Source organism: Zoogloea sp. (assembly GCF_028689785.1).
In the GTDB taxonomy this organism is placed as follows: domain Bacteria; phylum Pseudomonadota; class Gammaproteobacteria; order Burkholderiales; family Rhodocyclaceae; genus Zoogloea.
This window is the reverse complement of the sequence record NZ_JAQVCN010000016.1, coordinates 19,518-36,887: the sequence shown is the minus strand read 5'-3', so window position 1 is coordinate 36,887 and position 17,370 is coordinate 19,518. Positions and strand designations below refer to the sequence as shown.

Below are 17,370 nucleotides of genomic sequence, written 5' to 3'. Positions count from 1 at the left end.
CCACTCTCTCTCTGGCACTGCAACAAAAGGAAAGTGAAATGACTCAACGCATCGCTCTTGTTACTGGCGCAGTCGGTGGTCTTGGCACCGCCATTGTCAAATCCCTCGCTGCCGCTGGTGTCCGTGTGGTCGGCAACTTCTTCCCCGGTGATCCCGCCAAGGACGCCTGGGTTGAGGCTCGCAAGGCCGAAGGCCTGGATGTGCCGCTGTACGGCTTTGACGTCTCTGACTACGAACAAGCCAAGGCTGCTGTTGAGCAGATCACCGCTGAAGTCGGCCCGATCGACATCCTGGTGAACAACGCCGGCATCACCCGCGACAAGTTCTTCCCGAAGATGGAAAAAGGCCAGTGGGATGCGGTCATCGCGACCAACCTCACCAGCCTGTTCAATGTGACCCACACCATTTCCCCGAAGATGGCGGAACGTGGTTTTGGCCGCATCATCAACATCTCCTCGGTGAACGGCGTCAAGGGTCAGGCTGGTCAGACCAACTACTCCGCCGCCAAGGCCGGTGTGATCGGCTTCACCAAGGCCCTGGCTGCCGAGCTGGCCACCAAGGGTGTTACGTGTAACGCCATCGCCCCGGGCTACATCGGCACCGACATGGTCATGGCCATCAAGGAAGAAGTCCGCAACGCCATCATCGACACCGTGCCCGTCAAGCGCCTTGGCAAGCCGGAAGAAATCGGTGCTGCTGTCGTCTACCTGTCCTCCGATCTGGCTGGCTACGTCACTGGCGCCACCCTGAACGTGAACGGCGGCCTGTACTACCAGTAATCCGCAGTCGCAGTATGCAACACGCAAAACCCCGCCTCGGCGGGGTTTTGTTTTTGGGGGTTCGCCATCGGTGAGGCCGAATTCACTCGACCGCGGACATCGAGCACCGGCATGCAGCGGACTCCACGCACGGAGGTCGATTGAATTCTCGACCCCACAAGGGCAGCCCCTGCATCGTCCCGCAACACCTGTCACGCTAAGCCCGTAGCGGAGAAGGGTTTTTTTTTGCGCACCGCAGTATAATCTCCGATGGCGAATTCCATCGCCGAGGAGAAGACACGAATGGCCGATCAAATTCGCCTGATAAAAAAGTACCCGAACCGCCGCCTTTACGACACCCAGACCAGCTCCTACATCACGCTCGCAGACGTGAAGGAACTCGTCCTTGAACACGGTATCTTCCAGGTCGTCGACGCCAAAAGTGGCGAAGACCTTACCCGCAACATCCTGCTGCAGATCATCCTCGAAGAGGAAGCCGGCGGCGCCCCCATGTTCACCAGCGACCTGCTGTCCCAGATGATCCGCTTCTATGGCAATGCCATGCAGGGGATGATGGGCAAGTACCTGGAGAACAACATCAAGGCCTTCACCGACATGCAGGCCAAGCTCCAAGACCAGGTCCGCTCGGTGTATGGCGAAAACGCCACCGTCAATCAAGACCTGTGGGCCCAGTTCCTGAACTTCCAGGGGCCGGCCATGCAAAGCATGATGGGTGCCTACATGGAGCAGAGCAAGAAGATGTACACCCAGATGCAGGAACAGCTCGACAGCCAGACCCGCAACCTCTTCTCCGGTTTCACCTTCCCCGGCTTCCCGCCGGGCATGGGTGGCGAAAAGAGTTCTGTGGCTGATCCCGACTCGGAACCGCCAGTCACTCCCAAGAAATAAAATAAACTCACGGGGCCGCGCAAACGACGCGGCCCTGGCACTTTATCCCCACAGGTTTTGAACGCATGACCCAATCCAAGCTCGCCGTGGCCCCCAAGGTGGGGTTTGTTTCACTCGGATGCCCGAAGGCGTTGGTGGACTCCGAGCACATCCTTACCCGCCTGCGCTCCGAAGGCTACGAGATCTCCCCCTCCTACGAAGGCTCCGACCTGGTGGTCATCAACACCTGCGGCTTCATCGATGCCGCGGTGGAGGAGTCCCTTGATGCCATCGGCGAAGCCCTGGCCGAGAACGGCAAGGTCATCGTCACCGGCTGTCTGGGCGCCAAGGACGACGTGGTCATGGCTGCGCACCCCCAGGTGCTCGCCGTCACCGGCCCCCATGCCACCGAGCAGGTCATGCAGGAGGTGCACAAGCACCTGCCCAAACCCCACGACCCGTTCATCGACCTGATCCCGCCCCAGGGCATCAAGCTCACCCCCGATCACTACGCCTACCTCAAGATCTCCGAGGGCTGTAACCACCGCTGCACCTTCTGCATCATCCCGTCCCTGCGCGGAGATCTGGTCAGCCGGCCCATCGGCGACGTGATGCGCGAGGCCGAAAACCTCGTCAAGGCCGGCGTAAAAGAGCTGCTGGTCGTGTCCCAGGACACCTCCGCCTATGGCGTCGACACCAAGTACCGCACCGGTTTCTGGGGCGGCAAGCCCATGCGTACCAAGCTCTACGACCTGTGCAAGGGTCTCAGCGAGCTCGGCGTGTGGGTGCGCCTGCACTACGTGTACCCCTATCCCAGCGTGGACGACATCATCCCGCTGATGGCCGACGGCAAGATCCTGCCCTACCTGGATGTGCCTTTCCAGCACGCCAGCCCGCGCATCCTCAAGGCCATGAAGCGTCCGGCCAGCGCCGAGAACAACCTCGAACGCGTGCGTCGCTGGCGTGAGATCTGCCCTGATCTCACCATCCGCTCCACCTTCATCACCGGCTTCCCCGGTGAGACCGATGCCGATTTCGAAGAGCTGCTGCAGTTCCTCGAAGAGGCCAAGCTCGACCGTGTGGGGGCCTTTGCCTACTCGCCCGTCGAAGGGGCCACCGCCAACGAGTTGCCCGGCGCCGTGCCTGAGGAAATCCGTGAAGAGCGCCGCATCCAGCTCATGGAGTTCCAGGAAGACATCTCCACCGAGCGCCTTGAGCGCTTCATCGGCCGCGAGATGACCGTGCTGGTGGACGAGATCGACGAAGAAGGCGCCCTGGCCCGTTCCCCCGGTGACGCCCCCGAGATCGACGGCCTGGTCATCATCCCCGCCGGCGAAAACCTCGAACCCGGCGAGTTCGCCCGTGTCCGCATCACCGACTGCGACGTGCACGACCTCTACGCCGAACCGCTGTAAAGCACACCTGTGGGGTCGAGTTAATTCGACCATGCCCTCCCTGAACCCAGCGAGCCCTCATGACCCGCAGCAAACGCCCCCCTCGCATCGGCATCGCCCTTGGCAGTGGCTCGGCCCGCGGGTGGGCGCATATCGGCGTGTTGCGGGCGCTGGCGCGGGAGGGCATCGAGCCGCAGATCATCAGCGGCTGTTCCATCGGTGCTTTTGTCGGCGCCGTGGCGGCGGCCGGCGACATCGAAAAGCTCGGAGCCTGGGTTGAAGCCCTGGGCTGGCAGGACGTGGTCGGCCTGATGGACATGGGCTTGCGCGGAGGCTTGCTCAAGGGAGACAAGCTCATGGCCTTCTTTCAGCGCCAGTTTGTCGACCGTGACTTTACCGCCTTGCCTCACCTGTTCGGCTGTGTCGCCACCGACCTGCACTCTGGCCACGAAATCTGGTTGCGGGACGGCAGCATCGCCGATGCCGTGCGTGCCTCCATCGCCCTGCCCGGGCTGATGGCCCCGGTCTGGCAGGACGGCCGGCTGCTGGTGGATGGCGGCCTCGTCAATCCCGTCCCCGTCTCCCTGGCCCGGGCCATGGGCGCCGACGTGGTTATCGCCGTCGAGCTCAACTCCGACGCGGTAGGCTGGACATGGCGCAACCGCCACCCCGTCGAAGTCCAGGCCGAGAACGCCAATGGCTGGTCACGTCGCCTGCTCGCCCGCTTCGGGCGCGGCGGCAAGCCCGGGGCGGAGGAGGAGGAGGGCGCCGACGAAAGCCTGCCCTCCATGCTCAACGTCATGCAGAGCAGCATCGCCATCATGTCCGTGCGTATCGCCCGCAGCCGCCTGGCCGGCGAACCCGCCGATGTGCTCATCTCCCCCCGCCTGGCCCAGCTCGGCCTCATGGACTTCCATCGCGGCCCCGAAGCCATCGCCGAAGGTGAGGCTGCCGTAGAGGCCGCCATGCCCGCCATCGTCCGGGCCCTGGGCCGCTAGCCTCTGGCCCTGCGGCGGCACGTTTAGGGGCGACTTCAGTCGCCCACAGCCTTCGGTCACGGGCATACCCGTGATCAACGCGCGAATGGGCGACTGAAGTCGCCCCTGCAGATCGGCCCGATGCGTCGGCTTCACAAACACAGCCGCTACGCATGTTTTCCTGTAGGGTCGAATTCATTCGACCTTTCCCCTTCATCACCCTGCCGCCATGACTCCGCTCCTTGATGTCCTGCGTACCCTCGTTGGCCCCGCCCACTGCCTCACTGATGCCGCTGCCACCGCGCCTTATCTCACCGACTGGCGCGGTCGCTACACGGGCGCTGCGCAGGCTGTCGTCCTGCCGGCCAACACCGCCCAAGTGGCGGCTGTGGTTAAGACGTGTGCCGCCGCTGGTGCGCCCATCGTGCCCCAGGGCGGCAACACCGGCCTATGCGGAGGCGCTACGCCGCTGGCAGACGGCAGGGCGGTCGTCGTCAATCTCTCCCGCCTGCGCCAGATCCGCAGTCTGGATCCCGCCAACAACGCCATCACCGTCGACGCTGGCGTCACCCTGGCCGAAGTCCAGGCCGCGGCCGACGGGGCAGGGCGCCTGTTTCCCCTGTCCCTGGCCAGCGAGGGCAGCTGCGAAGTTGGCGGGGTGATCTCCACCAACGCTGGCGGGGTGCAGGTGCTGCGCTATGGCAACACCCGCGAGCTGGTCCTCGGGCTGGAGGTCGTCCTCCCCGACGGGCAGATCTGGAATGGCCTGCGCGCCTTGCGCAAAGACAACACCGGCTACGACCTCAAGCACCTCTTCATCGGCGCCGAGGGCACCCTCGGCATCGTCACCGCAGCCACCCTCAAACTCTTTGCCAAACCCAGCCAGGCCGTCACCGCCTGGCTCGCAGTGGCCAGCCCCGCCGTGGCCGTCGCGCTGCTGGCCCGCCTGCGGGGCGTGGCCGGTGACAGGGTGACCGCCTTCGAACTGATCAGCCGGCCCTCCCTGGATCTCGTCCTCCAGCACATCCCCGGTGCCCGCGATCCGCTGCCCCAGGCCCACCCCTGGTACATCCTTGTCGAACTCACCGACACCCTTGCCGGCATCGATCTCTCGGCCATTCTCGAAACCGAACTCGCAGCCGCCATCGCCGATGGCGCCGTGCTCGACGGTACTGTGGCGGCCAGCCAGGCCCAGGCCGTCGCCCTGTGGAGCCTGCGTGAGAACATCTCCGAAGCCCAGAAACGCGAGGGTGTCAGCATCAAGCACGACATCTCCGTACCGGTGAGCGCCATCCCCGAGTTCCTTGAACGAGCTGGCGCGGCCCTTGAAGCCTGTTACCCCGGCCTGCGCATCGTTGCCTTCGGTCATGTGGGCGACGGCAATCTCCACTACAACCAGAGCCGCCCCCGCCATGACGAAAACGCGGCCTTCATTGCCCGCACCGAAGAGGTTGGCCGTGTCGTGCATGGCCTGGTGCACGAACTTGGCGGCTCCATCTCCGCCGAGCACGGCATTGGCCAGCTCAAGCGCGCCATCCTTCCAGACTACAAACAAGCGCTGGAGCTGGACCTGATGCAGCGCATCAAGGCCGCCCTCGACCCGCATAAGCTCATGAACCCCGGCAAGGTGCTTTAGCGCTGGGGCGGTCGTCGGCATGCCCCTGAGCGGGGAGTAGGGGCGACTTCAGTCGCCCGCGGACAGATCAACGGCGTGCCTGTGGCCGGCGCGTGGCGGGCGACTGAAGTCGCCCCCACAGTAAAGGAGTGCATAGGGCGTTCCGGATGTGCTGCGGCCCCAAACCCACGGCCGAATTCATTCGATCGTCACCTCCCCGCAAAAAAAGCGGAAAAGAGGTTTACATCTCCATAGGCCTTCTCTATAATGCGCTTCTCGTTGCACGGGGGTATAGCTCAGCTGGGAGAGCGCTTGCATGGCATGCAAGAGGTCATCGGTTCGATCCCGTTTACCTCCACCAAGAATTTGCAGTACCGGGTCCCCATCGTCTAGAGGCCTAGGACACCGCCCTTTCACGGCGATAACCGGGGTTCGAATCCCCGTGGGGACGCCAGGATCAAAGAGTCCTGTGCAGCAATGTGCAGGCAGTTGCAGCCCGAAGCGGTTGCGGCAGCAGGTTAGCGCGGAGTGGTAGTTCAGTTGGTTAGAATACCGGCCTGTCACGCCGGGGGTCGCGGGTTCGAGTCCCGTCCACTCCGCCAACGTTTTGCGGTTCAAGGCCTCAGTCTTGTTCCAGATGTTCAGGTCCCCATCGTCTAGAGGCCTAGGACACCGCCCTTTCACGGCGATAACCGGGGTTCGAATCCCCGTGGGGACGCCAGGATTTGGCGGGTTCGTAGCGATGGAGCCCGTAGCAGTTTCGTGGGGGTATAGCTCAGCTGGGAGAGCGCTTGCATGGCATGCAAGAGGTCAGCGGTTCGATCCCGCTTACCTCCACCAGGTTAAAGTTGTACCAGGTCCCCATCGTCTAGAGGCCTAGGACACCGCCCTTTCACGGCGATAACCGGGGTTCGAATCCCCGTGGGGACGCCAGGATCAAAGAGTCCTGTGCAGCAATGTGCAGGCAGTTGCAGCCCGAAAAGGCGCAGCAGCAGGTTAGCGCGGAGTGGTAGTTCAGTTGGTTAGAATACCGGCCTGTCACGCCGGGGGTCGCGGGTTCGAGTCCCGTCCACTCCGCCAAAAAAAATAAAGGGAAGCTTCGGCTTCCCTTTATTTTTTTGCGTTCACGCTTGTCATCAAATTAGTCAATTGGCAATTACAATAATTTTATGAAAATGACTTCGGTATTTATTTGTGTCGGTCATTTTTACAATCTGGGTTGCAGGGTTTTGGGTGCATTTTCAAGCTATTGAATCGTATGCAAAAAATCATAATGGCTCGATTTTTGCTAGCTTTGTTCCGCGAGCGCATTTTGCAGTCATGCCTGCCCGATTTGGGTTGCAATGGTGTGTAAAAATGCGAAATAAATTAGCCCATCCTTCAACTAAATTTTTGATTTCAGGAGCGTGTAAAGTGATCAACAAGTTCAAGACCGGCGCCATCATCGCCCTTGCCCTCGGTGCAGCTGCTTCTTCCTCCGCCTACGCCGCCGTTTACACCCTCGACAACGCTGTCGCCAGCGGCCTGATCACCAAATGGGCTGAAGGCCCGGTGGGCACCCTGTCCATCAACCCCGCTGCCACTATCGACAGCCTGTTGGCCGGTAACGCTGCAGCCCCCGGCGGCAACATTGAGCTGAGCAAGTATGCTGGCCCCGTTTCCACCCTCACCGGCACCATCAACGGCCACGCCATCACCCTGTCCAGCCTCACCAAGGCCGACTGGTTCACCGGCAACAGCTTTGGCACCTACACCTCCCTGACCGAGCAGTACATCAGCGCCGCCTACCAGGCCGCTTTTGGCGCCGCCATCTCTGCCGCCGATCTTCAAACCGCCATCCAGGGTTTCTACAACCCCAGCGCTGTGCTGGGCGGTCTGGCTCCCTTCCAGTTCGTTTCCGACCCCAACATCTCCTACGTCTTCCAGGATGGTGCTGATCTCAAGGTGGGTCTGGCTGGTCTGTACGACGCTACCGCCTTCCTGCGTCTGCTGAGCCCCCTGGCCCCGGCCGGTTCCCAGGCCAGCGAAGTGGTCAAGCTCACCTACGGTGGTGTCACCACTTACCTCTACACCTTCGACGCCACCCCCTCCGGTGTGACTGCTGGTGATCGATTTGGCTCTTACACCGGTAACTACGAAGTGACCACCAGCGCCGTGCCCCTGCCCGGCACCCTGGCACTCTTCGGCCTGGGTGTGGCCGGTCTGGCTGCTATCCGTCGTCGCAAGGCCTGATTGATCGGGGGCGGTTTCGCCCCCGTTTGATACCCCCGGCAGCCTGCCGGGGGAGTGTGCTTCCTGCTCAGGTGTGGGCAGGATATTTTTTGCGCCGCGAATGGTGCACTGCGGTCTCCGGGTGTCTATGCTTGCCGGGTAACTGCAATATTCTGTAATATCTTGGGCTTATGATTTTCATGTGCGCTGGCTACAATGCGCATGTCGGGCGCATCTCTTAATCCCAGGTTTTTGAATTTTCCGGCTTGAAATCAAGATCTTGCCAGGTGTAGTGCAGCCTGCGCTCATGTAAGTCGATAAAGGATCAAGATCAAATGCTGTCTGCAGCACTCTTCCTGCTGGGCGTGATTCTCTCCGTTGTCGCAATACGGTACGGCATAGTTGCGTCGCACAAGTTGGGCATTGTTGACCAGCCTGGCGGCCATAAGGCGCATGACACCGTCACCCCCTTTGTCGGTGGTGTGGGCGTCCTTGCCGCCACGCTTTGCGCCGTTGGCATCGTTGCGCATTTCTTCCCCGAGTTCAGCGTCCATGTGCCCGCTTTTCTGTTTGGCGTGCTCGCGATGTTCATCACGGGCTTTGCCGATGACGTGCTCCAGTTGGGCTACAAGATCCGTTTCATGGTGCAGGCCTCAGTTGGGCTGGTTATGGTTTTCTGGGGCGGGGTTGAAATTGCCGATCTGGGCGACCTCGGCATGGGGCTGGTTCAGCTGGGGCCCTTTGGTGTGGTGCTCACGGTCATTGCCACCATCGGTGCCATCAATTCACTCAACATGATCGACGGCATCGATGGCCTGTCCGGCTCGCTGTCCACCGTTTGCCTGCTGCTTGTTGCCTTCGTGCTGTTTCAGGCGCGTGATTTTGCCTACTTCACCATGGTCATCATCATCATGGGTGGTGTGGTGGGTTTTCTGTACTTCAACCTCCGCTATTTCAATCAGCGCCGTGCGCGCTGCTTTCTGGGCGACAACGGCAGCATGCAGCTGGGCTTCATCTTTGCGTGGCTGCTGGCCGATCTGTCGCAAGAGCTTCCCGCCCAGCGTTTCGTCACACCCGTTACCACCCTGTGGCTATTTGCCGTGCCGCTCATCGACACCCTCAGCGTCATGCTGCGGCGTGTGTGGATGAAGCGTTCCCCCTTCCGGCCTGATCGCAACCACCTGCACCACCTCTTCCTGCGGGCCGGCTTCCGGGTGCAAGACACCGTGGCCGTGCTGGCCCTGGCCCAGCTGATATTTGGCGCCATCGGCCTGGCTGGCATGTATGCCGGGGTGGCCGAGCTCGACATGCTCATCGCCTTTGTGTGTGCCTTTGGCGTGTGCTTTTACGTGCTGCTGCGGCCGTGGCGGTTTGTGCCTCTGCTGCGGCGCATTCACCGGCTGTTCGGCTTTACCTCCGCCCACGCGGTGGGTGTGCATGTGTCCGGGCTGGCCGCCGACAAGATGGCTGCCTTTGCCGAAACGCTCAACACCCGCATCGGCCCGCACTACGACTTCCGCTTCAGCGTCTTCCGGCCCGACGGTGACGCTGCCCGTTGCTATGCCGTCATCGAACTGCTCTGCGACGAGCAAGACGTATCTCACCGCGAGATCCGCGATGTCATGGCCGTCATACGCCGCGAATACCGGCGCGACCATAATCTCAAGATCCGCCCTTTTGTCGAGCGCAGCGAGAGCAACGACCGCCGCGTCGGCATCAAGGCCCGCAACGGCGACCGCCGCCTCGAAGACCGGCGCGGTGCCGGCAAGGGCCGCCTGGTTTACCGCGTGCTCAGCGCCGCCGGTGAATCCAGCATCCTGCTGCAGTCCAGCCGCGTCTGATCAGGGGAAAGCACATTGTATGAGCGCATCCTGGTTGTCTGCACGGGCAACATATGTCGCAGCCCTGTAGCGGAGTACATCCTTCGGGATTCACTCACTAGGGCTGGTCGTCGTTGTGACGTGCGCTCTGCAGGTGTTGGGGCGCTCGTTGGTGAGTCAGCAGATGGTATGGCCGTGAGTCTGATGGCGCAGCGAGGGCTTGATCTCGCGCCTCATGTGGCTCAACAGGCGACCCGAGAGCTCTGCCGTTGGGCAGACCTTGTGCTGGTCATGGAGACGCATCATCGGGATGCAGTTGCTGCAATTGACCCCGCAGTCAGAGGTAAGACTTTCCTGCTGGGGTATTGGCAGAAGCAAGAGGTTCCAGACCCTTTTCAACGAAGCCGGACCGTCTGGAGTACCGTGGTGGATCTAATAGATGGTGGAGTTGACGAGTGGGTTAAGCGGCTATAAGCCAATCTGATCGATACACGCAGCGTACAAAGACGTTTAGGGTTCTCCGTGTTATGTGTCCAGGGCGCCATAGTGCAAGTTGTATATCATCCAAAAGCCCGGCCTAGGTGCTGATGTGTTGAGTTGCCTGTTGATGCCATTTTTATGGATTTATAGAAGCAATTAATTGTTAATTGCTGTGATGAGTTGCGCAGAGAATGGCGACAGTATTTAGCTGCCATGATGTGTGATTTTGAGTCGATTGTTTAGCGAATGCCCGGGTCAGACGGATTTTTGGATCTGATGGTGGAACGAAAGATCAGGTGAAGAGTGTGAGTAATACCTCGTCCGTTTTCAAAGCATTGGTGTTGGCGCGGAGTGGGTGCCGCCGTGCAACCAAGACAGCGATGCTGATATCTGCAGTCGTTGGGCTAAGTGCGTGTTCGATCATTCCGGGCACGTCCGCGATGAGCATGCGTGTCACAGAGGAGTCGGCTGTAAAACTGCCGGTTGTACGAAATCAGGAGGCTGTACCTGAGAACGTAGCAGTCAAGCAGATTACAGCAGAGCTCGTTATCGAACAGTTGAAGTCCGGGCAAGTTCAATTTCGGACGGGGGCGCTTGGCGGGCAAACTGCGGCAGTGCGCTCAGCCCCTCCAGACTTTGGACTTCAGAACGCCGACTACAAGCTCGGGCCGGGCGATGTCATCAATGTCACCGTCTGGGATCACCCAGAGCTCACCATTCCTGCCGGGTCGTATCGTTCAGCGGAATCATCGGGGACACTAATCTCGGACGACGGGTCAATCTTTTACCCCTACGTTGGAACCATGAAGGTCGCTGGGTTGAGTGTGCGGGAGTTGCGTGATGTACTAGCAAAGCGGCTTTCCAAGGTAATCGAAAGGGTTCAACTGGATGTCCGTGTTGTCGTCTTTCGCAGTAAGCGTGTGTATATCGTCGGTGAAGTTAAGAACCCGGGGCTTCAAGCAATCAACGATATTCCGATGACTGTCCTTGAGGCCGTCAGCCGAGCTGGTGGCTTCTCTGATGAAGCGGACCACGGAAATGTGTTGTTGACTCGTTCCGGAAAAACGTATCGCGTCGATGTCCAAGCTCTTTATGAAGACGGAGACGTATCTCAGAACGTTCTCCTTCAGCCTGGGGACATCGTCAATGTACCTGATCGACAACTCAACAAGATATTCGTCTTGGGAGAGGTCACAAAGCCGGGCTCATACATTATGAACAAGCGTCGTTCGACGCTGGCGGAGGCGTTGAGCGACGCTGGATTTCTCAACGCGTACACATCGGCGGCCAACTGGATTTACGTGATGAGAAGTGGAGAGGGGAAGCCGGAGCTCTTCCATCTCAATGCAGGGTCTCCTGACGCCTTGCTGCTGGCAGAGCGCTTCCCCTTGTTGCCACGTGATGTCGTCTATGTGGATGTTTCTGATCTGGCCCGGTGGAACCGCGTGGTCGCAAACATCCTTCCGACTACGACATTGTTGAACAGCATCAATGCCATCCAGTTCCCGCTGCTTAGCAACAGCCGTAACGGAACGTCGGTGATCTCAGTGCCTAGCACGCCCGCCCAATAAGAGCAGCCCGCCTCGTACACGCGGCTTCAAAAGTCCATTTGAATTGCGAAAAAGAGTTCCAACGGTATCCCATGACTCAGAATCAGTCTAACTACCTCAATCCACACGGCCCGGCCGCGAGTGCCGCCGGCGAAAAGGAAGAGGGTGGAATTAATCTAGGCGAACTCGTTGCAATCCTGCTTGAGTTCAAGTGGCTGGTCCTGGCGCTAACACTGGTGGCGCTATTGGTCGGAGTGGTGCTCATTCAGGTCTCAACGCCAATTTATCGTGCAGATGGTCTGCTGCAGATCGAAGCCAAGACGAACAAGAAGGGCATTGCCGCGTTGGAGGGGGTTCAGTCGGTGATGCCAGACATCTCATCCATCGTTGCCGAGCTTGAGATTCTACGTTCGCGAATGATTCTTGGGAGAGTGGTTGATCGCCTCAACCTCACTGTCAGAGCAGAGCCTCGCTACGCGCCGATGCTCGGACGTGCGTTGGCTCGGGGGCATAGCGCGCAGGAACTCGCCGATCCGATACTTGGTCTTGGGCAATTTGCTTGGGGTGGTGAGCGTATTGTTGTCGGCAGCCTCGAGTTCGGCAAAGAACGGAGTGGCGGTGAACTTACCCTGGTTGCTGGTCAGTCCGGTGCCTATAAAGTTACAAATGCGGCGGGCGACGTGCTGGTGACTGGTCAAGTTGGGGAGCTCTCGAAGGGGGGCAGTATGACCATGTTTGTTAATGAGCTCAAAGCCCGCCCCGGTACCGAGTTCGTGCTTTACGCGAGCACCCGGGAAGCGGCAATCAATGCACTGAATGGCCAACTTGAAGTTAAGGAGCGTGCGCGGGGGTCGGGAGTCGTTGAGTTGGCTCTCCGTGACTCCGATCCTGTTCGTGCATCTACTGTTCTTGGTGAAATCTTGAATGCTTATGTGGGGCAGAACGTTGAATATCGTTCTGCAGAGGCAGAGAAAACGCTCGCCTTTCTGGATTCCCAGCTCCCCAAGCTCAAGGCGCAAATGGACTCCGCGGAGGCGGCCTATAACCGCTATCGCCAGGGGCGCGGATCTGTGGATCTGGAGCATGAGACTAAGACTGTACTCGACTCCGTTGTCTCGCTTGAGGATGAACTCCTCAAACTCCAGAACAGGCGTGATGAGCTGCGCCAACTTTTCACTCCTGAGCACCCGCAGGTTCAGGCCATTGACTCGCAGATTTCACGGCTTCGCGGCCGGCGCTCATCATTAGACGGGGATGTATCCAAACTGCCCGACACTCAGCAGACGGCATTGCGTCTGAAGCGTGATGTTGAAGTCGCTACTGTTCTCTATACAGATCTGCTGAACAATGCGCAGCAGCTTCGTGTAGCTCGGGCAGGAACGGTGGGTGATGTGCGCGTGATCGATAATGCTATCACCGCCGCTGGGCCTGTAGCACCGCGCAAAGCGTTGATCATGCTCGTCAGCGGAGTCCTTGGCCTTGTGGTGGGTCTTCTTACCGTTTGGATTGCACGCAGCCTACGTGTAACGGTTGATGATCCTGACAGGATAGAGAAGGAGCTTGGTCTTCCTGTTTTTGCTACCGTCCCGCGCAGCAAGGTTGAGCTCAACCTTGCCAAGAGCGCTTCAACAGGGGATGGGGGCGGTAAGCTGCTTGCAGTCGTTGATCCGGATGACGAAGCGGTTGAAAGTTTACGCGGTCTACGCACTACTTTGCACTTTGCGTTGCTTGATTCCAATCATCGATCAATCCTGATTACCGGACCAACGCCGGGGGTCGGCAAGAGTTTTCTTTCCCGAAATCTTGGCGCGGTACTGGCCCATTCCGGTAAGCGAGTTGTAGTAGTTGATGCAGATTTGCGTAAGGGCCATATCCATAAGGAGTTCGGAATGGCGAGAGAGGGGGGGGTTTCCGAGTTTGTCGCAGGGTCGATAGCCGTTGTCGACGTCCTTCGCACGACGGTGCTGAGTGGTCTATCCATTGTCACCACCGGTCACATCCCACCCAATCCATCCGAGTTGCTGATGCATCCGCGTTTCGCACTCTTGCTACATGCGCTTGAAGAGAGCTTTGACGTAGTGATTGTCGATGCTCCGCCTGTGCTGGCAGTTTCCGACGCGGCGATCATCGGCCGTCACGTGGGCGCCACCTTGATGGTTGTTCGATCCGAGACGCACCCAATGCGTGAGATGGAGCAGGCTGTCAAGCGTCTCGCCCAGTCTGGCGTGCATGTAAAGGGGGTGGTGTTCAACGATATGGATATGAGCCGCCAGCGCTATCGATACGGCTATCAGGGCTACGTGTACAGCTACAAATACAAATAACGCCTCCCGCGCTTGTTCGCCTCAACACAAGTAAATACGTTTGTAACGCTGCAACGGTAATAACAACGGTACCAAGGCATGACCCCCTACGAGACGCTTCAATCGACCCTTCGCACAAATCCCAGAACCTGGCTTGTCACTGGCGTGGCGGGTTTCATTGGCAGCAACCTGCTCGAAACCCTGCTCATGCTGGACCAGCGAGTCGTCGGTCTCGACAACTTTGCCACGGGCCATCAATACAACCTTGATGAAGTGCGTTCGCTGGTTTCGGCCGATCAGTGGGCACGTTTTCAATTCATTGAAGGCGACATCCGCAAGCTGGACGACTGCCGCAGGGCCTGCGAGGGCGTGGATTACGTTTTGCATCAGGCGGCCCTTGGTTCGGTGCCGCGCTCGCTGGATGATCCGATCACCAGCAACGCGACGAACATCGACGGCTTTCTCAACATGCTTGTTGCTGCGCGCGATGCGGGTGTACAGAGCTTTACCTACGCGGCCAGTAGTTCCACCTATGGTGATCATCCCGGCCTACCCAAAGTAGAAGAGGTGATCGGCAAGCCGCTGTCGCCCTATGCGGTCACAAAATACGTGAACGAACTCTACGCCGACGTGTTTGCGCGCAGCTACGGCTTCGCGACCATTGGCCTGCGCTATTTCAACGTGTTTGGAAAGCGTCAGGATCCAAATGGAGCCTACGCCGCCGTGATCCCCAAATGGACTGCCGCAATGATTCAGGGCGACGATGTCTTCATCAATGGGGATGGTGAAACCAGCCGCGATTTCTGCTTTATCGAGAACACCGTCCAGGCCAATCTGTTGGCGGCAACGACTCTTGATCCGGCTGCACGTAATCAGGTTTACAACGTTGCGGTGGGGGATCGAACCACCTTGAACCAGCTCTTCAGTGCGTTACAGCAGGCTTTGGTCGATAACGGTATTGATTATAGAAAGCTGGCTGTTAAGCGAGACTTTCGTAATGGCGATGTACGTCATTCGCAGGCTGACATTGGCAAAGCTACCGGGCTGCTAGGTTATGAGCCGCAATTTGATATTCAGGTGGGTATAAACGTCGCTATGCCATGGTACGTCCAATCGCTGATTTCTGAGTAGCATTATTGGCGGCGTATCCTCCATTTCCTATTTTTTGGTGGGGGAGGTAACTAAAGATTAAGAGGGTTTTTTCGCATATGTGAGATTAACGGGGAAAACGCTCTGAGGAGTTTTTTGCTGTCATTGTGAGTGCATGTCAAGTACTTGAGCTTTAAACGCGACTGCGGGTTCTGCCTTTCTTTATTGTGTAATGTAATGGTACGGTTTTTTTGGTAAAGATAATGATAGATTTCTGGAAAAACATTCCGAATCGGCGAAAAAAACAGTTGGTGGTGTTGTTTTTTTTGATGGTTATTGGAGCTGTGCTGGAAATGCTCACATTAGGTTCCATTGTTCCATTTATGTCTCTTGTTGTGAACTCCGGATCTTCAATTGATTCTAGTGTCGTTCATGACGGAGGATTTCTTGAGCAATTCGGATTTTTAGACTTTCTTCCTCGCTCAACTCTTGCATGGGCAGTATTGTTCTGTGCAATTGTCGTTATTTCTGGGGGGTTTAGGGCGGGGTTGAGTTATTTGGTATTGCGGTTTGCTTTTGGTGTTGGGCACGAAATAAGTGTTAAAGCTTATGAGAACCATCTTTATCAACCATATGTGTATCACGTTAATAGCAATAGTAGTGAGTTTCTAGCGTGCATTGATAAGTGTAATAGCTCAATTTTTAACGTCTTATTGCCCGTTCTTAATTGCGCAGTTTCATTGGTTATTTCAATTGCAATTGTGGGTTCTTTGATCGCGATTGATCATTTTGTGGCGGTTGTGGCAGGCAGTGCTATTGCATTTTCTTATTTATTTGTTATTTTGCTGACGCGTGTGCGCCTTCATCAAAATAGTGTGGTTATTGCCGAGGTTCAAACATCAAGGATCAAAGCCATCCAAGAGGGGCTCGGAGGGATTCGGGACGTTCTCCTGGAGAACGCCCAGAAAATTTTCGTGGGAAGTTTTTCAGTGGTGGATGTTGAATTGAGGAAGGCTCAGATCTCTAGTGCTTTTCTAAGTGCGGCTCCTAGGTTCATGATTGAATCCGTAATTTTGATTCTTATTGCTCTCGTAGCTGTCTTTTCAAGCTCATCAGAGGGAAACGTTAACAATGCCATTCCAATGTTATCTGCGATGGGGTTGGGGGCGATGCGCTTGTTTCCGCAGTTGCAGCAAATATTTTACGGTTGGACAAGTGTGCGAAGTAATTACCGCTCACTTGAAAACGTAGCTTCATTTTTGGATAGAACAATCCCTTCTGAGTATTTTCAGATAGATGGGCACAGTAATAATTTGTGCTTTGAACACTCAATCGATTTTGACAAAACCGCATTCCGATACCCAGGGGCTAGTCGAGCTGTTTTGGATAGTATTGATCTCCATATTAAGAGAGGCGAGCGTGTTGGTTTTGTTGGGAAGACAGGGAGTGGTAAGAGCACGCTTATCGATATCCTGATGGGCTTGCTTGCCCCTACGTCAGGGGGACTTATGATCGACGGAGTAAAGCTGGATGCAGGGGGCAGGCTTGAATGGCGGAAGAGAATTGCACATGTTCCTCAGCAGATATTTCTTTCGGATGCCTCTTTGGCGGAAAATATAGCTTTTGGAGTCCCCCGATTAAAAATTAATATGGATAGAGTCCGCTGGGCTGCAGAAAAGGCTCAGGTCCTTGATGCGATAGAGCAAATGCCAGAGGGGTTCAGTACGATGGTCGGAGAGCGTGGAGTCAAACTATCTGGAGGGCAACGACAACGACTTGGGATTGCGCGAGCTCTTTACCGAAAACCTGATCTGCTCGTTTTGGATGAGGCTACGAGCGCCCTGGATTCCAAGACAGAGAGTCTTGTAATGGATGCCATATTTAAACTGGACGATAAATTAACGGTTGTTGTCATTGCTCACCGACTTTCGACACTGGCTCCTTGTGATTCAATATATGAGGTTGCTGATGGTATGTGTCAGAGAAGAGATATTTCATTTTTAAGTGTGAAGCAGTAATGGTGGATAAATGTACGCTTTGGGAGAAGACAGTTTTAGAGTTTCGGGGTTGGTTGATTTTTTTCAAGTGACCTTTATAGATATTACGGAAGTATTCGGTTTAAAACCTTTGTTGGTGCGTACTTCTTGAATAGAGAATTTAATTATTCATTTTGGTTTTGCGCAGCGAAGTCAAATGTTCCTGGTCCTAAAATGATTGGGAAGTGGATGCACCGTTGGAAAAGCAATGCCTATGGGGTTCATATTCCTCTAGAGGTTAAGTTGGCT

Annotated in this window: 12 protein-coding genes and 7 tRNA genes; all 19 read left to right on the top strand. The window is 57.2% G+C overall.

Annotated features, from left to right (window positions below):
• Window positions 1-38 precede the first annotated feature (38 nt).
• The 19 genes from phbB (at window position 39) to PHI64_RS09390 (ending at window position 17,103) form a co-directional block, all read left to right on the top strand.
• On the top strand, window positions 39-779 hold the full coding sequence (gene phbB / locus PHI64_RS09475; protein ID WP_299881971.1) for an acetoacetyl-CoA reductase: 741 nt from the start codon (window positions 39-41) through the stop codon (window positions 777-779).
• 282 nt (window positions 780-1,061) lie between these two features.
• Window positions 1,062-1,667, top strand: coding sequence for a polyhydroxyalkanoate synthesis repressor PhaR (gene phaR, locus PHI64_RS09470; RefSeq protein ID WP_296573464.1), 606 nt, complete (start codon window positions 1,062-1,064; stop codon window positions 1,665-1,667).
• Window positions 1,668-1,732: 65 nt separating this feature from the next.
• Window positions 1,733-3,061: a 30S ribosomal protein S12 methylthiotransferase RimO gene (gene rimO / locus PHI64_RS09465; protein WP_299881969.1), complete on the top strand. Its 1,329-nt coding sequence runs from the start codon at window positions 1,733-1,735 to the stop codon at window positions 3,059-3,061.
• 59 nt (window positions 3,062-3,120) lie between these two features.
• Window positions 3,121-4,038: a patatin-like phospholipase RssA gene (gene rssA / locus PHI64_RS09460; protein WP_299881967.1), complete on the top strand. Its 918-nt coding sequence runs from the start codon at window positions 3,121-3,123 to the stop codon at window positions 4,036-4,038.
• Between the two features lie 208 nt (window positions 4,039-4,246).
• Entirely contained in the window at window positions 4,247-5,653 is a 1,407-nt protein-coding gene (locus tag PHI64_RS09455; RefSeq protein WP_299881965.1) for an FAD-binding oxidoreductase, read from the top strand.
• A 264-nt stretch (window positions 5,654-5,917) separates the two neighbouring features.
• Window positions 5,918-5,993 (top strand) — tRNA-Ala (locus PHI64_RS09450).
• Between the two features lie 17 nt (window positions 5,994-6,010).
• Window positions 6,011-6,086 (top strand) — tRNA-Glu (locus tag PHI64_RS09445).
• Window positions 6,087-6,157: 71 nt separating this feature from the next.
• A tRNA-Asp gene (locus tag PHI64_RS09440) sits at window positions 6,158-6,234 on the top strand.
• Window positions 6,235-6,277: 43 nt separating this feature from the next.
• Window positions 6,278-6,353: transfer RNA gene (locus PHI64_RS09435), tRNA-Glu, on the top strand.
• 43 nt (window positions 6,354-6,396) lie between these two features.
• Window positions 6,397-6,472, top strand: a tRNA-Ala gene (locus PHI64_RS09430).
• A gap of 17 nt (window positions 6,473-6,489) precedes the next feature.
• Window positions 6,490-6,565 (top strand) — tRNA-Glu (locus PHI64_RS09425).
• Window positions 6,566-6,635: 70 nt separating this feature from the next.
• Window positions 6,636-6,712: transfer RNA gene (locus PHI64_RS09420), tRNA-Asp, on the top strand.
• Window positions 6,713-7,045: 333 nt separating this feature from the next.
• Window positions 7,046-7,864 carry an NF038130 family PEP-CTERM protein gene (locus PHI64_RS09415; RefSeq protein ID WP_299881963.1) on the top strand — a complete coding sequence of 273 codons (819 nt, stop codon included), beginning with the start codon at window positions 7,046-7,048 and terminating at the stop codon, window positions 7,862-7,864.
• A gap of 314 nt (window positions 7,865-8,178) precedes the next feature.
• Window positions 8,179-9,684 (top strand): MraY family glycosyltransferase, encoded by a 1,506-nt coding sequence (locus tag PHI64_RS09410; protein WP_299881961.1) that lies wholly within the window; start codon window positions 8,179-8,181, stop codon window positions 9,682-9,684.
• Between the two features lie 15 nt (window positions 9,685-9,699).
• Window positions 9,700-10,137 (top strand): low molecular weight protein-tyrosine-phosphatase, encoded by a 438-nt coding sequence (locus PHI64_RS23590; protein ID WP_366945170.1) that lies wholly within the window; start codon window positions 9,700-9,702, stop codon window positions 10,135-10,137.
• 302 nt (window positions 10,138-10,439) lie between these two features.
• Entirely contained in the window at window positions 10,440-11,714 is a 1,275-nt protein-coding gene (locus PHI64_RS09405) for a polysaccharide export protein (RefSeq protein ID WP_366945169.1), read from the top strand.
• Window positions 11,715-11,785: 71 nt separating this feature from the next.
• Window positions 11,786-14,017 (top strand): polysaccharide biosynthesis tyrosine autokinase, encoded by a 2,232-nt coding sequence (locus PHI64_RS09400; protein WP_299881960.1) that lies wholly within the window; start codon window positions 11,786-11,788, stop codon window positions 14,015-14,017.
• Between the two features lie 78 nt (window positions 14,018-14,095).
• On the top strand, window positions 14,096-15,127 hold the full coding sequence (locus PHI64_RS09395) for an NAD-dependent epimerase/dehydratase family protein (protein WP_299881959.1): 1,032 nt from the start codon (window positions 14,096-14,098) through the stop codon (window positions 15,125-15,127).
• A gap of 221 nt (window positions 15,128-15,348) precedes the next feature.
• Complete coding sequence (locus PHI64_RS09390) at window positions 15,349-17,103, top strand: ABC transporter ATP-binding protein (protein WP_299881958.1); 1,755 nt, start codon at window positions 15,349-15,351, stop codon at window positions 17,101-17,103.
• Window positions 17,104-17,370 lie beyond the last annotated feature (267 nt).

Excerpts from the sequence above, each read along its gene's own strand:
- rimO (WP_299881969.1), top strand. The coding sequence starts at position 1,733 with ATGACCCAATCCAAGCTCGCCGTGGCCCCCAAGGTGGGGTTTGTTTCA.
- PHI64_RS09390 (WP_299881958.1), top strand. The coding sequence starts at position 15,349 with ATGATAGATTTCTGGAAAAACATTCCGAATCGGCGAAAAAAACAGTTG.
- PHI64_RS09410 (WP_299881961.1), top strand. The coding sequence starts at position 8,179 with ATGCTGTCTGCAGCACTCTTCCTGCTGGGCGTGATTCTCTCCGTTGTC.
- rssA (WP_299881967.1), top strand. The coding sequence starts at position 3,121 with ATGACCCGCAGCAAACGCCCCCCTCGCATCGGCATCGCCCTTGGCAGT.
- phbB (WP_299881971.1), top strand. The coding sequence starts at position 39 with ATGACTCAACGCATCGCTCTTGTTACTGGCGCAGTCGGTGGTCTTGGC.
- PHI64_RS09400 (WP_299881960.1), top strand. The coding sequence starts at position 11,786 with ATGACTCAGAATCAGTCTAACTACCTCAATCCACACGGCCCGGCCGCG.
- PHI64_RS09455 (WP_299881965.1), top strand. The coding sequence starts at position 4,247 with ATGACTCCGCTCCTTGATGTCCTGCGTACCCTCGTTGGCCCCGCCCAC.
- PHI64_RS09395 (WP_299881959.1), top strand. The coding sequence starts at position 14,096 with ATGACCCCCTACGAGACGCTTCAATCGACCCTTCGCACAAATCCCAGA.
- phaR (WP_296573464.1), top strand. The coding sequence starts at position 1,062 with ATGGCCGATCAAATTCGCCTGATAAAAAAGTACCCGAACCGCCGCCTT.